This is a genomic window from Pseudomonas sp. GW821-FHT02H09 (genome assembly GCF_059421425.1).
In genome coordinates this window covers 470,546-484,056 of record NZ_JBWKVA010000001.1, presented here as the reverse complement: position 1 = coordinate 484,056, position 13,511 = coordinate 470,546, and the positions used below count along the sequence as shown (strand labels likewise).

13 protein-coding genes are annotated in these 13,511 nt (G+C 60.2%); 2 read left to right on the top strand and 11 right to left on the bottom strand.

Going from position 1 to position 13,511, the window contains the following annotated elements:
- Positions 1 to 22: 22 nt before the first annotated feature.
- The 5 genes from AC07VR_RS02240 to ppc all read right to left on the bottom strand — a co-directional run bounded on the left by AC07VR_RS02240 (position 23) and on the right by ppc (position 5,833).
- A complete protein-coding gene (locus AC07VR_RS02240) occupies positions 23 to 883 on the bottom strand; it encodes a DUF72 domain-containing protein (RefSeq protein ID WP_495010349.1) in 861 nt (286 codons plus the stop codon).
- Positions 883 to 1,182, bottom strand: a complete 300-nt coding sequence (locus tag AC07VR_RS02235) for a hypothetical protein (protein WP_494992666.1) — start codon at positions 1,180 to 1,182, stop codon at positions 883 to 885. The genes AC07VR_RS02240 and AC07VR_RS02235 overlap by 1 nt, the downstream gene beginning before the upstream one ends.
- Before the next feature lie 318 nt (positions 1,183 to 1,500).
- Positions 1,501 to 2,175, bottom strand: a complete 675-nt coding sequence (gene tsaB / locus AC07VR_RS02230; RefSeq protein WP_494992665.1) for a tRNA (adenosine(37)-N6)-threonylcarbamoyltransferase complex dimerization subunit type 1 TsaB — start codon at positions 2,173 to 2,175, stop codon at positions 1,501 to 1,503.
- Between the two features lie 88 nt (positions 2,176 to 2,263).
- Positions 2,264 to 2,914, bottom strand: coding sequence for an adenylate kinase (adk, locus tag AC07VR_RS02225; protein WP_494992664.1), 651 nt, complete (start codon positions 2,912 to 2,914; stop codon positions 2,264 to 2,266).
- A gap of 288 nt (positions 2,915 to 3,202) precedes the next feature.
- Positions 3,203 to 5,833 carry a phosphoenolpyruvate carboxylase gene (gene ppc, locus AC07VR_RS02220; protein ID WP_495010348.1) on the bottom strand — a complete coding sequence of 877 codons (2,631 nt, stop codon included), beginning with the start codon at positions 5,831 to 5,833 and terminating at the stop codon, positions 3,203 to 3,205.
- Positions 5,834 to 6,035: 202 nt separating this feature from the next.
- Here ppc and AC07VR_RS02215 point away from each other — a divergent pair, with 202 nt between their 5' ends.
- A complete protein-coding gene (locus tag AC07VR_RS02215; protein ID WP_494992662.1) occupies positions 6,036 to 6,380 on the top strand; it encodes a pilin assembly protein in 345 nt (114 codons plus the stop codon).
- A 354-nt stretch (positions 6,381 to 6,734) separates the two neighbouring features.
- Positions 6,735 to 7,997 carry an OprD family porin gene (locus AC07VR_RS02210; protein ID WP_495010347.1) on the top strand — a complete coding sequence of 421 codons (1,263 nt, stop codon included), beginning with the start codon at positions 6,735 to 6,737 and terminating at the stop codon, positions 7,995 to 7,997.
- Between the two features lie 133 nt (positions 7,998 to 8,130).
- Here AC07VR_RS02210 and pcaC read toward each other — a convergent pair whose 3' ends face one another.
- From pcaC to pcaH, 6 genes are all read right to left on the bottom strand, one after another.
- A complete protein-coding gene (gene pcaC / locus AC07VR_RS02205; protein WP_150803589.1) occupies positions 8,131 to 8,523 on the bottom strand; it encodes a 4-carboxymuconolactone decarboxylase in 393 nt (130 codons plus the stop codon).
- A gap of 10 nt (positions 8,524 to 8,533) precedes the next feature.
- The gene (gene pcaD, locus AC07VR_RS02200; RefSeq protein ID WP_494992660.1) at positions 8,534 to 9,334 is read right to left on the bottom strand and encodes a 3-oxoadipate enol-lactonase; all 801 of its coding nucleotides are present in this window, start codon (positions 9,332 to 9,334) and stop codon (positions 8,534 to 8,536) included.
- Positions 9,335 to 9,345: 11 nt separating this feature from the next.
- Entirely contained in the window at positions 9,346 to 10,710 is a 1,365-nt protein-coding gene (locus AC07VR_RS02195) for a 3-carboxy-cis,cis-muconate cycloisomerase (protein WP_494992659.1), read from the bottom strand.
- Between the two features lie 48 nt (positions 10,711 to 10,758).
- Positions 10,759 to 12,054: an MFS family transporter gene (locus tag AC07VR_RS02190; RefSeq protein ID WP_494992658.1), complete on the bottom strand. Its 1,296-nt coding sequence runs from the start codon at positions 12,052 to 12,054 to the stop codon at positions 10,759 to 10,761.
- A gap of 183 nt (positions 12,055 to 12,237) precedes the next feature.
- The gene (gene pcaG / locus AC07VR_RS02185) at positions 12,238 to 12,804 is read right to left on the bottom strand and encodes a protocatechuate 3,4-dioxygenase subunit alpha (protein WP_495010346.1); all 567 of its coding nucleotides are present in this window, start codon (positions 12,802 to 12,804) and stop codon (positions 12,238 to 12,240) included.
- Between the two features lies 1 nt (position 12,805).
- Positions 12,806 to 13,510, bottom strand: a complete 705-nt coding sequence (gene pcaH / locus AC07VR_RS02180; protein WP_494992656.1) for a protocatechuate 3,4-dioxygenase subunit beta — start codon at positions 13,508 to 13,510, stop codon at positions 12,806 to 12,808.
- Position 13,511 lies beyond the last annotated feature (1 nt).

Below are 13,511 nucleotides of genomic sequence, written 5' to 3'. Positions count from 1 at the left end.
CTGAAGAGGGGATTGGTCCACCTCAGAGCAAGCCGAGTTGCTCCGCGGCGGGCTCTCTGTATAGCTCAGGCAACGCCGGCAAGCCAGGCAAACGTGCCATTAGCTTTGTGTGAAAACGCCGCGCCAGTTCGGCGGCCAGGCGATTATCGGCAGTGTGCAGAAAGATGTAGGGCGTGCGCCCCTCTTCGATCCAGACCGCGATTTTCTCCACCCATGGCAGCAGGAACGGATCGTTAGCCTCAAGCTCGGGATGACCGATAAAGCGTACCTGCGGGAACTGGGTGAAGGCTGCCGGACGTGGCGGCACCTGGGGCTTTTTCGATTGCGCATGCAGCACCGACGGATCGCTCGAGGTGCAAGTGAACAAGGCTCGCGGATCGAGGCAAATGCGCTCGACGCCACGGTCGAGCAAAAGCCGGTTGAGCATCCGTTCGGCATCGCCTTTGGCGAAAAACTCCCGATGCCGCACTTCAACCGCCAGCGGTCGTTCCAGGCCATCGATAAAACCCGCCAGTTCCGCCAGACGCTGCGGTGTAAAGCTTGCCGGCAATTGCAGCCAGAACGGTGAGACGCGCGCACCGAGTGGGCTGAGCAATTGCAGGAAACTTTCGGCGGCGGTCAATTGCTCGCGCAGGTCGCCGCCGTGGCTGATGTCTCCCGGGAATTTGGCGGTGAAGCGAAAGTGCTCGGGCATGGTCTCGGCCCAGCGCTGCACCGTCGTGACAGCGGGACGCGCATAGAAGGTGGTGTTGCCTTCCACGGCGTTGAACACTTGGGAATACAAACCGAGAAACTCCGTCGGCCGTGCGCTTTGCGGGTACAGGTACTCACGCCAGGCGTTTTCGCTCCAGGAAGGACAACCGAGGTAATAAGGGAGCAGCATCAAATGTGCAGATCGAGCCCCAGCACTTCCATGTCCCACTCGACAAAGCCGGCAGTGGTCAGGTAGCTGGCCAAGGCTGTGGCAACGCTTTTGCTCATGGCGCGATGGAAAATCATGTCTTGCTGGCGGGCGGGAAGATTGCTGGTACGACCAGCCGACGCTTGGGGGCGTGCGCTGAGCGGCGTATCGGACTGAAGTTCAATCTCGCCATCCTCAAGGGAGTCGTCCACCACCACATTGCCTTTGCGAGGCTTGCGCTTGATGGGGTAGGACTGAGATGAAATGCCGTCTATACGCATAAATGCATGCTCGGTATCAGTGATGGCAATTTAGCGGCACCTAGCCGACTAAGCAAATGCCTTGGTGATAACTAGAGCACAGAAAATGCAAAAGGTTTAAACGCGGGAGCAAATTGCTGGGCAAACCTGACGATTGGCAGGCTCACACATCCCCTGTAGCAGCTGGCGAAGCCTGCGTCCAGCCGCGCAGCGCTCGTAAAATCAGGCACCGCGGTTTTTCAGGTTAACCGTGGAAGCAGGATTTACGACCGCTGCGCGGCCGGACGCAGCCTGGCGGCAGCTGCTACAAATCGCACAGTTTGCCCACCCTATTGGCTGTTACCGCGCTTTCGGCGTCGCCACTTTATCGCGCAGATACACCGGCTGCGCCTGGTCAGCAGGAATCGCTTCACCACGCTCCCAGGCAAAACGAGCCAGGGTCAACAAATCTTCGGCATGAGGCAGCATGCTCGCGTCCTGCCCCGTCAGGCTAACCGCAATCCGCTCGGCATAACCCCAACCGGTACCCGCGCCAAACCACTCGCCATTGGCATCGGCCGGCAAGGCTGCCACCTCGGGTGGCAGTACCGCTTCAGCGCCGACCAGGCGCATTTCGCCGGCCGTTTCGCGGTAGCAGCCCCAATACACCTCATCCATTCGTGCATCGATGGCCGCAGCGACCTGGCTTGCGCCATGCTCGCGAAATGCACGTTGAGCCAACACCGCCAGATTCGAGACCGGCAACACCGGACGCTCCAGAGCAAAGGCCAGGCCCTGAACCACGCCGATGGCGATCCGCACACCGGTAAACGCACCCGGCCCACGGCCAAAAGCAATTGCGTCGACCGCCTGCAAAGTAGTCCCCGCCTCGGCCAGCAGATCCCTGATCATCGGCAAAAGCTTCTGCGCATGCAGACGCGGGATCACCTCGTAATGGCTCGTGACCTTGCCGTCATGCAGCAAGGCAACGGAGCAAGCTTCAGTCGCGGTGTCCAGGGCCAGCAAGGTGCTCATCGATGTTTCCGTCAGAGTGAAAAAAAGTGCGCCAGTATAAACAACAACGGCCCGCAAGCGGGCCGTTGAACGTAAAGCAAAATCAGACTTATCGGCTCAGCGCTTCAAGCACCTTGCCAGTGATCGCTTCAACGGAGCCAACGCCAGCGATGTGGCTGTACTTCGGCTTGCCTTGAGCGTCGGCGAGCTTCTGGTAGAAGTCCACCAGCGGCTTGGTCTGGGCATGGTAGACCGACAGACGATGACGCACGGTTTCTTCAGTGTCGTCTTTGCGCTGCACCAGCTCTTCGCCAGTGACGTCGTCTATGCCAGCCACTTTCGGCGGGTTGTAGACGGTGTGGTAAACGCGGCCGCTGGCCTCGTGTACACGACGACCGGCGATACGCTGAACGATTTCTTCGTCATCGACGGCGATTTCAACCACGTGATCCAGCTCGACACCGGCCTTGACCAGTGCTTCGGCCTGCGGAATGGTGCGCGGGAAGCCGTCGAACAGGAAACCGTTGGCACAGTCAGCCTGACTGATGCGCTCTTTGACCAGATTGATGATCAGGTCATCGGACACCAGGCCGCCGCTGTCCATCACGCTCTTGGCGATCAGGCCCAGCTCGGTGCCGGCCTTGACGGCAGCACGCAGCATGTCGCCGGTGGAGATTTGCGGGATGCCGAATTTTTCGGTGATGAACTTAGCCTGAGTACCTTTACCGGCCCCGGGAGCTCCCAGCAGAATTACGCGCATCGATGTGCTCCTCAATTTTTTATTTAGATAACGTCGGATTCGCCTCGTGGGGCCAATCCCAAAAATAGGGTCGTGACCGCCCAAACGGCCAAAGGCTGATCAAGATACACAGCAGGCACGGACCACACAAGCCGCCGAAAGTAGCAACAACCCACGCTCATGTTGCCCTTTCGAGGAGGTGTACCAAGTCGCAACCCAATAACAAACTGTCGCCTGGCAGCAGCGCTCACTCCTCTCGAAGCGAGCGCCAGGGTGACGCGCCAAGTCACTGACACAGCCGAAAAAACCTTAGCCGGTATTGCGCAAACCAGCGGCAATCCCCGCCACAGACACCAGCAACGCCTGCTCCACCGGGCTGCCCTGCACCGCGTCCTGTTGCCGGGAACGCGCCAGCAATTCAGCCTGTAATAGATGCAGTGGGTCCAGGTAAGTGTTGCGCAGACGGATGAACTCAAGGGTCTCAGGGCTATGTGCAAGTAGCTGCGACTGGCCGGTCAAACCCAACACCACGCCACAGGCCTGCGACAATAGGTCGCGTAAATGCGCACCCAAAGGCAGCAATTGCGGCTCAACCAATCGCTCGTCATAAGAACGGGCGATATCCGCGTCGGCCTTGGCCAGGACCATCTCCAGCATATCGATGCGCGTGCGGAAGAATGGCCACTGCTCACGCATCTGCGCCAGCAGATCGCCTTCACCACGCTCCAGGGCTTTGTTCAAGGCCGCTTCCCAACCCAGCCAGGCAGGAAGCATCAAGCGCGTCTGGGTCCAGCCGAAGATCCACGGGATCGCCCGCAAACTTTCGATCCCCCCCGCGCGACGTTTAGCCGGACGACTGCCCAATGGCAAACGGCCCAACTCCTGTTCCGGTGTCGACTGGCGGAAATACTCGACGAACTGGGGATTGTCCCGCACCACTGCGCGATAGGCACTGACCCCATCTGCCGCCAATTCGTCCATCAACACCCGCCAGGCCGGTTCTGGTGGCGGAGGTGGTAATAAGGTGGCTTCCAGTACCGCAGCCAGGTATAGATTGAGGTTCTGCTCGGCGATGTCTGGCAAACCGAATTTGAAACGAATCATTTCACCTTGCTCGGTGGTGCGGAAACGCCCGGCCACCGACCCCGGCGGTTGCGACAGAATCGCCGCATGGGCCGGGCCACCGCCGCGCCCCACGGTGCCGCCACGACCATGAAACAGCAACAGCTCGACTTGCTGCTCGCGGCAGATGTCCACCAGCCGCTCCTGCGCGCGATATTGCGCCCAGGCCGCCGCCGTAGTGCCGGCATCCTTGGCCGAATCGGAGTAACCGATCATCACCTCCTGCGGTCCCTGCAACCGCGAGCGGTAGCCCGGCAGGAGCAACAGCTTCTCGATCACCGGGCCGGCGTTGTCCAGGTCAGCGAGGGTTTCGAACAACGGCACCACACGCATCGGCCGCAACACTCCGGCCTCTTTGAGCAGCAGTTGTACCGCGAGCACGTCGGACGCGGCGCCTGCCATGGAGATCACATAGGAGCCAAGGGAGGCCGCAGGCGCGGCAGCGATTTCCCGGCAGGTCGCCAGCACTTCAGCCGTCTCGCCCGAGGGTTTGAAATGCGCCGGCAGCAATGGCCGCCGATTGCTCAGTTCACGCATCAAGAAGGCGACGCGCTCCTCCTCGCCCCAGTCGCCATAACGCCCCAGCCCGAGGTAGTCGGTGATTTCGGTCATGGCCGCCGAATGCCGCGAGGAGTCCTGGCGCACGTCCAGACGCACCAGGAACAACCCGAAGGTCACGGCCCGGCGCAAGCAATCGAGCAACGGACCATCGGCGATCACGCCCATGCCGCACTCATGCAGCGACTGATAGCAGAGTTCCAGCGGGTCGAGCAGCTCACGGTTGTTTTGCAAGACGTCGGTGCCCGCCACCGACGCACCGTTCAGGGACGCGTGCGCCCAATTGCGGGTCGCCCGCAGGCGCTCACGCAACTGTTTGAGCACCGCGCGATAAGGTTCTGCACTCTCCCCGGCCCTGGCGCGTAATTCGTCGCTGGCCTGCTGCATCGACAGCTCGGCGGCCAGGTGATCGATATCGCGCAGGTACAGGTCGGCGGCCATCCAGCGCGACAACAGCAGCACCTCGCGGGTGACCGGCGCCGTGACATTCGGGTTACCGTCACGGTCGCCGCCCATCCACGACGCGAAGCGAATCGGCGCTGCTTCCAGCGGCAAACGCAAGCCCGTGGCAGCATGCAACGCCTGGTCAGCCTTGCGCATGTAGTTGGGGATCGCCTGCCACAGCGAATGCTCGATCACCGCAAAACCCCACTTGGCCTCATCTACCGGGGTCGGTCGGGTGCGGCGGATTTCTTCGGTGTGCCAGGCTTCAGCGATCAACCGCTGCAAGCGCTGATGAATCTGCTCGCGCTCGGCGGTGGTCAGATCGCGGTGATCCTGCGCCGCCAGTTGGGCTGCGATGGCATCGTACTTCTGGATCAGGGTGCGCCGCGCGACTTCGGTCGGATGCGCGGTCAACACCAGTTCGATTTCCAGTCGCCCCAACTGTCGGGCCAGCGACTCGGCGCCATGCCCTTCTGCGCGCAAACGTGCGAGCAACTCTGGCAACACCCTCGACTCGAACGGTGCCGGTTGCGACTCGTCGCGCCGATGGATCAACTGATACTGCTCGGCAATGTTGGCCAGGTTCAGAAACTGATTGAACGCGCGCGCCACCGGCAGCAACTCATCCTCGCTCAACTGGTTCAGGCTGGCGCTCAGCTCGGCGTCCGCCGAGCCACGGCGATCCGCTTTGGCCCCCTTGCGAATTTGCTCGATCTTGTCGAGAAACCCCTCCCCGTACTGTTCACGGATAGTGTTGCCCAACAGCTCACCCAACAGGTGAACATCTTCGCGCAAGCGCGCATCAATATCGGTCATCTACGTGTTCTCCAGCAGACTCGGGGCGGCTCGGAAGGCTCAAGAGTGCCGCTCGCGCCACGTTCTTACAAGCCTGCGACGAATCGACTTCAAACATTGTGCGATAGAGCTAGTCTGAATGTATGCCGTACAACGGCTGATCACCGGCCCTCGCCGGTCACTCATCACTGCCTGCCACGAGCAGGTGATCATAGAGGTCGCTATGAAAATCCGTGAGCTCGCCCAACATTGGGAAGAAAATGCCAAAGGTCGCTTGACCAAGACCGGCTACACGATCCGTCTGGACGTAGAAGCCGCCGCACGCCTGGCGGCGATTACCGAGATGTACCCCAAACGGCAACCCGAAGAACTGCTCGGTGAACTGATCGGCGCCGCGCTGGAAGAACTCGAAGCGAGCTTTCCCTACGTCAAAGGCTCGCATGTAGTCGCCACCGACGAAGAAGGTGATCCGCTCTACGAAGACATCGGCCCTACCCCCCGTTTTCTCGCGTTATCAAAGCGCCATTTGCACGATTTGTCCGCGCGGACAGACAAGCAAAAACACTGATTACGCCGCCCCTTCCCCGTCGAGAAAGTCGGTACTTCTGAACCCGTTCCGGGGGAACAACAAAAAGTCCGGACACCCATGAGGATTCCGGATTTTTATGCCTTGGCGCCCATTTTTCTTCCGTTCGATTATCGCCCAAAACCCGCCACAGCCAATTGAATCGCTCTAACCATCCAACGCACCATTCCCCCGCACCTACAAAAACCAATAACAACAGGTTTGACACCATGACCCTGCGCCCTGCCCGCTCCGGCTGATCCACCCCACCCGTTCCTTCAGTTCGACACTTTTGTCTGCTACCCGACGTTGCGGCAGCGCCCTGCTTCACCCCTAACAATTAGAGAGCCCGATCACATGAAGCCATTCACCTCCCTCCCAGCCACTCCTCACGCTCTGCTGGCCATAGCGCTGGCGAGCGCGGCATTGCCGGTCATGGCCGAGGAATCCGGCTTTCTCGAAGACGCCAAGGTCAACCTGAACCTGCGCAATTTCTACATCAATCGCAACTTCACCAACCCGACCAAGACTCAGGGCATGGCCCAAGAGTGGACTCAGAGCTTCATCCTCGATGCCAAGTCCGGGTTCACCCGGGGCACCGTCGGTTTCGGCATGGACGTGCTCGGCCTGTACTCGCTGAAACTCGACGGCGGCCGCGGCACCGGCGGTACGCAGTTGCTGCCGCTCGATCACGATGGCCGCCCGGCCGATGACTTTGGCCGCCTGGGCGTGGCCTTCAAGGCGAAGCTTTCCCAGACCGAACTGAAAGTCGGCGAATGGATGCCGGTACTGCCGATCCTGCGTTCGGACGATGGTCGTTCGTTGCCCCAGACGTTCCGTGGTGGCCAGATCACCTCGAAGGAAATCGACGGCCTGACCCTCTACGGCGGCCAGTTCCGCGCCAACAGCCCGCGTGACGACAGCAGCATGAGCAACATGTCGATGAACGGCAAAGCGGCATTCACCTCGGACCGCTTCAACTTCGAAGGCGCCGAATACACCTTCAATGAAAAACGCACCCAGATCGGTCTGTGGAACGCCGAACTCAAGGACATTTACAGCCAGCAATACCTCAACCTGGTGCACACTCAGCCCTTGGGCGACTGGACCCTGGGGGCCAACCTGGGCTTCTTCTACGGCAAGGAGGACGGCAGCGCCCGGGCTGGCGATCTGGACAACAAGACCTGGTCCGGTTTGTTCTCGGCCAAATACGGCGGTAACACCTTCTATGTCGGTCTGCAGAAAGTCACCGGCGACAACGCCTGGATGCGGGTCAACGGCACCAGCGGTGGCACCCTGGCCAACGACAGCTACAACTCAAGCTACGACAACGCCAAGGAAAAGTCCTGGCAGCTGCGCCACGACTACAACTTCGCCGCCCTCGGCGTGCCCGGCCTGACCCTGATGAACCGCTACATCAGCGGCGACAATGTGCATACCGGGACCATCACCGATGGCAAGGAATGGGGTCGCGAGACCGAACTGGGCTATACCGTGCAAAGTGGAGCCCTGAAAAGCCTTAACCTCAAATGGCGCAACTCGACCATCCGTCGCGATTTCAGTAACAACGAGTTCGACGAGAACCGAGTGATCGTCAGCTATCCGATCAGTCTGCTGTAAGACCCAAAACGCTATCGCGGGCAAGCCTCGCTCCTACAGGGATTCGTTCGTTCACACAGGCGTGTGTCGATGCCGATCATGTAGGAGCGAGGCTCGCCCGCGATAGCGATTTACCGCTCAATCAAATCCCGGGCTATTCCCGCGATTCAACCCCCAACTCATCCCACACCGATTCAGCCAGATGAAAAGTCGCGTTGGCGGCTGGAATGCCGCAATAGATCGCGCTCTGCATCAGCACTTCCTTGATCTCGGCGCGGGTCACGCCGTTGCTCGCGGCGGCGCGTAGATGCAGCTTGAGTTCTTCATTGCGATTCATACCGATCAGCATCGCGATGGTGATCAGACTGCGGGTATGCCGAGGCAGGCCCGGGCGGGTCCAGATATCACCCCAGGCATGGCGGGTGATCATTTCCTGAAACTCCGAGTTGAACTCTGTCAGCGCATTCAGGCTGCGGTCGACATGGGCATCGCCGAGGACCGCGCGACGCACTTGCAGGCCTTCGTCATAACGTTGTTTCTCGTCCACGAGCAGCTCCTCAGATACGCTTTTCGGCCAATAGAAAGGCCAATACCCGGTCACTGAACGCAGCGCCAGCCTGGACGTTGGACAGGTGCGCGGCATAGAACTCGGCGTATTCGGCAGCCTGCACCTGCTCTTGAATAAAGTGCCCGCCCGACGGCGGCGTAACCGCATCTTCAGTGCCGCAAATCACCAGCGTCGGTACCTTGATCGACGACAACTGCTCGCGGAAATCGGCATCCCGCACCGCCGCGCAGTTGGCTGCATAGCCTTGCGGTGAAGTGGCGGCGAGCATGTCGGTGATCTGTTTGGCCTGCTGCGCATTAGCCTCAGCGAAGTCAGGAGTGAACCAGCGGGCAATCGAGGCATCGCGCAAAGCAACCATCGCCGCCGGGCCGTCGCGCAGCACGGTTTCGATCCGTGGGTTCCACACCGAAGGATCACCGATTTTCGCTGCGGTGTTGCACACCACCAGTTTGCGCAGACGCTCACCGGCATTGATCCCCAGCCACTGGCCAATCAGCCCGCCCATGGACAAACCACAGAAATGCGCACGCTCGATATGCAACGCATCCAGCAGCGCCAACACATCATGGCCCAATAGTTCGATGCTGTAAGGCCCTGGCGTGACCAGCGAACGACCGTGGCCGCGGGTGTCGAAACGCAGCACCCGGAAATGCTCGGCAAAGGCCGGGATCTGGATGTCCCACATGTGCAGATCGGTGCCCAGCGAGTTGGACAGCACCAGCACCGGCGCATCTTCCGGGCCATCGAGTTGGTAGTTCAGTTCGCCATCGGCGAGTTGTACGAATCCCACAGCAGTCTCCTTCAGGCACTCAAAGCAAAATGTTCAGCCACCGCTCGCTCGACCCAGGTACGGGCCTGACCGAGGTAATGGGCAGGGTCCAGCAGACGATCAAGTTCATCGGCCGAGAGCTCAGCGGTCACTTGCGGCTCATCGCCGAGCACCGCGCGCAAATGACGCTGCTCGGCTACCGCCCGTTTGCAGCATTGTTCAAGCAGATGGTGAGCCTTATCGCGGCCCACACGCTGGGCGAGGACGATACTCACCGCTTCGGCCAGCACCAGGCCCTGAGTCAGGTCGAGGTTTTTCGCCATTCGCCTGGCATCGACCTCCAACCCTTCGGCCACCAGCAAGGCTTGCTGCAAGGCACCGGATACCAGGCAGCAAATTTCCGGCAGGGTTTCCCATTCGGCATGCCACAGCCCCAGGCTGCGCTCATGTTCCTGGGGCATTGCGCTGAACAGCGTCGCCAGTAAACCCGGCACGCGAGTCGCGGCACCGATCAGCACCGCAGCCCCCACCGGATTGCGTTTGTGCGGCATGGTCGATGAACCGCCCTTGCCCGGCGCCGCCGGTTCGAACACTTCGCCAGCCTCGGTCTGCATCAACAGACTGATATCGCGACCGAGCTTGCCCAAACTGCCAGCGATCAGCCCCAGCACCGCCCCGAACTCCACCAGACGATCGCGCTGGGTGTGCCAAGGCTGTTCCGGTAGCGTCAGCTGCAGCTCTTGCGCAAGCGCCTCGGCAATCGGCATGGCCTGCTCACCCAGGGCCGCGAGGGTCCCGGAAGCACCGCCGAATTGCAGCACCAGCAGGCGCGGCTTGAGTTCCTGCAAACGTTGCCGGCTACGGGTCACGGCCCCCAGCCAACCGGCGATTTTCATGCCCAGGGTCACCGGCGTCGCGTGTTGCAGCCAAGTGCGCCCAGCCAGCGGTGTGGCGACATAACGTTCGGCCTGGGCCACCAGGATTTCGCCGAGTAGCGCCAATTCGCGGTCAATCAGCTGCAAGCCGCTGCGCAGCTGCAACACTAAACCGGTGTCCATCACGTCCTGACTGGTGGCACCCAAATGCACATAACGCTCAGCATCGGCGTCATGGGCGGCGATCTGTTTCCCCAATGCCTTGACCAGCGGGATCGCCGAATTCCCCGCGGTGGCAATCGCCTCTCCCAGTGCGAAGAAGTCGTAATGTTCAGCGCGGCACGCCGCTTCAATCGGCGCGACAGCGGACTGAGGAATCAGTCCAACCCGCGCCTCGGCCCGGGCCAATGCGGCTTCGAAATCGAGCATGGCCTGAACCCGGCCTTGATCGCAGAACACTTCACGCATATCGCGGGCAGTGAAATAGGCATCGAACAATTGATTGCTCGGTCGTTCACTCATAGACAATCCCTTCGAGGCGTGCACCCGAAACGGGCACACGCGGACAGATCAAAGATCGTGATGCAAATAAGCCGCCTGTTTCGGCAGGCGCAAACTGAACAGGAAGGCCACCGCCATCATCAACGTGACATACCAGTAGAAGGTGTTTTCCATGCCCAGGGTTTTCAACCCCAGGGCAACGTATTCCGCCGAGCCACCGAAAATCGCGTTCGCCACTGCATACGCCAGCCCTACTCCCAACGCCCGAACCTGGGTCGGGAACATTTCGGCTTTAACCAATCCGCTGATGGAGGTGTAGAAACTCACAATCGACAACGCCAGGGTGATCAGCACAAAGGCCAGGAACGGGTTGGTGACAGTCTTCAGGGTCAACAGAATCGGCACGGTGAACAGCGTGCCCAGCGCGCCGAACCAGAGCATCGAGTTACGCCGGCCGATTTTATCGGCGAGCATGCCGAAAAACGGCTGCATGCACATATAAAGGAAGAGCGCGCCGGTCATGATGTAACTGGCCGTCTTGACTTGCATACCGGCGGTGTTGACCAGGTACTTCTGCATATAGGTCGTGAAGGTGTAGAAAATCAGCGAGCCACCGGCGGTGTAACCGAGCACTGTAATAAAAGCCGCTGTGTGATTGCGGAACAACGCGGCGATGCTGCCAGCGTCCTTGTCTTCGCGTATTTCCTTGCTGGTGGTCTCTTTCAACGAGCGACGCAGGAATAGAGAAATCAGCGCCGCAATCGCACCGATCACGAACGGAATCCGCCAGCCGTAGGCGCGCAGTTCGTCTTCGTTGAGGATCTGCTGCAGGATCACCAGCACCGAGACCGCCAACAGTTGTCCGCCGATCAAGGTCACATACTGAAATGACGCGAAGAAGCCGCGCTGTCCCTTGAGCGCGACTTCACTCATATAGGTCGCGGTGGTGCCGTATTCACCGCCCACCGACAACCCCTGAAACAATCGAGCCACCAGCAGCAACGCTGGCGCCCAGGCGCCGATCGAGTGGTAAGTCGGCAGAAAAGCGATGACCAATGAACCGGCACACATCATCAGCACCGAGATCATCAGGGAATTCTTGCGCCCGTGCTTGTCAGCCACTCGACCGAACAGCCAGCCGCCGATAGGACGCATCAGGAACCCGGCGGCAAACACGCCAGCGGTATTGAGCAACTGCACCGTGGGGTCGTCAGACGGGAAAAATGCCGGAGCGAAATAGATCGCGCAAAAAGCGTAGACATAGAAGTCGAACCATTCGACCAGGTTACCGGAAGAGGCACCGATGATCGCAAAGATCCTTTTGTTGCGTTCTTCGCCCGTGTAGTAGCTAGTCATTGTTGTCATGGTTTTTCACTCTTTGGGGACAGTGTGAGTCTAGACATACTTTGCAACAGCCCCATTCCGTATTGGCTGAGAGATCGTTCCCACGCTCGCGCGTGGGAATGCATTCCCGTGACGCTCTGCGTTACAAGAGCGGACGCAGAGCGTCCATGGCGGCATTCCCACGCAGAGCGTGGGAACGATCACTCAGTAATCGAAAAACACCGTCTCGGCATCCGTCCCCTGCAGGATCACGTTCCACTGATAAGTGCCTGACGCATCCGCCTTGGCCAGCAGCGTACGGCGACGCTCTGCCGGGACACATTCGAGCAGCGGGTCGGCTGCGTTGGCCGGTTCGCCGTCGAAGTAGATGCGCGTCAGCAAGTGTTTGACCAGCCCGCGAGCGAACACCAGCACCACCAGATGCGGCGCCTGGGTCGTGCCATTGAGGCCCGGTACCGTGCCTGGTTTGATGGTGGTGAAACGGAAGCGCCCTTCGGCATCCACCGGCACCCGGCCAAAACCTTCGAAATTCGGGTCCAGGGCTTTGTCCTGATCGTCTTCGACATGGTCGTACTTGCCGGCAGCGTTGGCTTGCCAGACTTCCAGCATCGCGTCATTGACGAAATCGCCATTGCCATCGACGACCTGCCCGGTGATCGCCACGCGCTCGCCCAATGTCTCGGGCGTCGTCATGTCCTCACGGTTCAGCCAGGTCAGACCGATGTGGTAGTACGGGCCGACGGTGTGTGAAGTGGTCGCATTGAGCGTCATCTTATTTCTCCATCGGCGTGGCTTCGCGGCCGCGCAAAACGATGTCCCAGCGATAACCGAGGGCATAGGAAGGGATGGTTTTTTCCAGGTCGAAGCTGGCGATCAAGCGCTCTTTGGCGCGGGTATCGGGTACGCAGTTGTAGATCGGGTCATAGGCCAGCAGCGGATCGCCGGGGAAATACATCTGGGTCACCAGGCGGGTGAGGATGCTCGGGCCGAACAGCGAAAAATGGATATGCGCCGGGCGCCACGCGTTGTGGTGGTTGCCCCAAGGGTAGGCGCCAGGCTTGATGGTCTGGAACTGGTACCAGCCATCCGCGTCGGTGACGGTGCGTCCGGTGCCGGTGAAGTTCGGGTCCAGCGGTGCATCGTGCAGATCGCGCTCATGGTTGTAGCGACCGGCGGCATTGGCCTGCCAGATTTCCAGCAAGATCCCTGGCACCGGCAGGCCATCTTCATCCAGTACGCGACCGTGAATGATGATCCGCTCACCCAGTGGCTCGCCCTGGTGCTGGGCGGTGAGGTCGTTATCCTGGTCTTGCAGGTAATCAGCACCGATAGTCGGGCCGGTGATTTCCGACAACGAATGAGGCAAAAACACCAACGGTTTGGACGGCGAGCGACTGTTGGTGGATTTGTAAGCCGGGTGCAGATACTCCGGCTGGGTGCCCGCTTGGGGGCGACGGTAACCAGGCTTGTCAGTCATC

Coding starts and splice junctions, on each gene's coding strand:
- AC07VR_RS02190 (WP_494992658.1), bottom strand. CDS start 12,054: ATGACAACAATGACTAGCTACTACACGGGCGAAGAACGCAACAAAAGG.
- AC07VR_RS02235 (WP_494992666.1), bottom strand. CDS start 1,182: ATGCGTATAGACGGCATTTCATCTCAGTCCTACCCCATCAAGCGCAAG.
- AC07VR_RS02240 (WP_495010349.1), bottom strand. CDS start 883: ATGCTGCTCCCTTATTACCTCGGTTGTCCTTCCTGGAGCGAAAACGCC.
- AC07VR_RS02215 (WP_494992662.1), top strand. CDS start 6,036: ATGAAAATCCGTGAGCTCGCCCAACATTGGGAAGAAAATGCCAAAGGT.
- ppc (WP_495010348.1), bottom strand. CDS start 5,833: ATGACCGATATTGATGCGCGCTTGCGCGAAGATGTTCACCTGTTGGGT.
- pcaG (WP_495010346.1), bottom strand. CDS start 12,804: ATGACGCTCAATGCGACCACTTCACACACCGTCGGCCCGTACTACCAC.
- pcaH (WP_494992656.1), bottom strand. CDS start 13,510: ATGACTGACAAGCCTGGTTACCGTCGCCCCCAAGCGGGCACCCAGCCG.
- adk (WP_494992664.1), bottom strand. CDS start 2,914: ATGCGCGTAATTCTGCTGGGAGCTCCCGGGGCCGGTAAAGGTACTCAG.
- tsaB (WP_494992665.1), bottom strand. CDS start 2,175: ATGAGCACCTTGCTGGCCCTGGACACCGCGACTGAAGCTTGCTCCGTT.
- AC07VR_RS02195 (WP_494992659.1), bottom strand. CDS start 10,710: ATGAGTGAACGACCGAGCAATCAATTGTTCGATGCCTATTTCACTGCC.
- AC07VR_RS02210 (WP_495010347.1), top strand. CDS start 6,735: ATGAAGCCATTCACCTCCCTCCCAGCCACTCCTCACGCTCTGCTGGCC.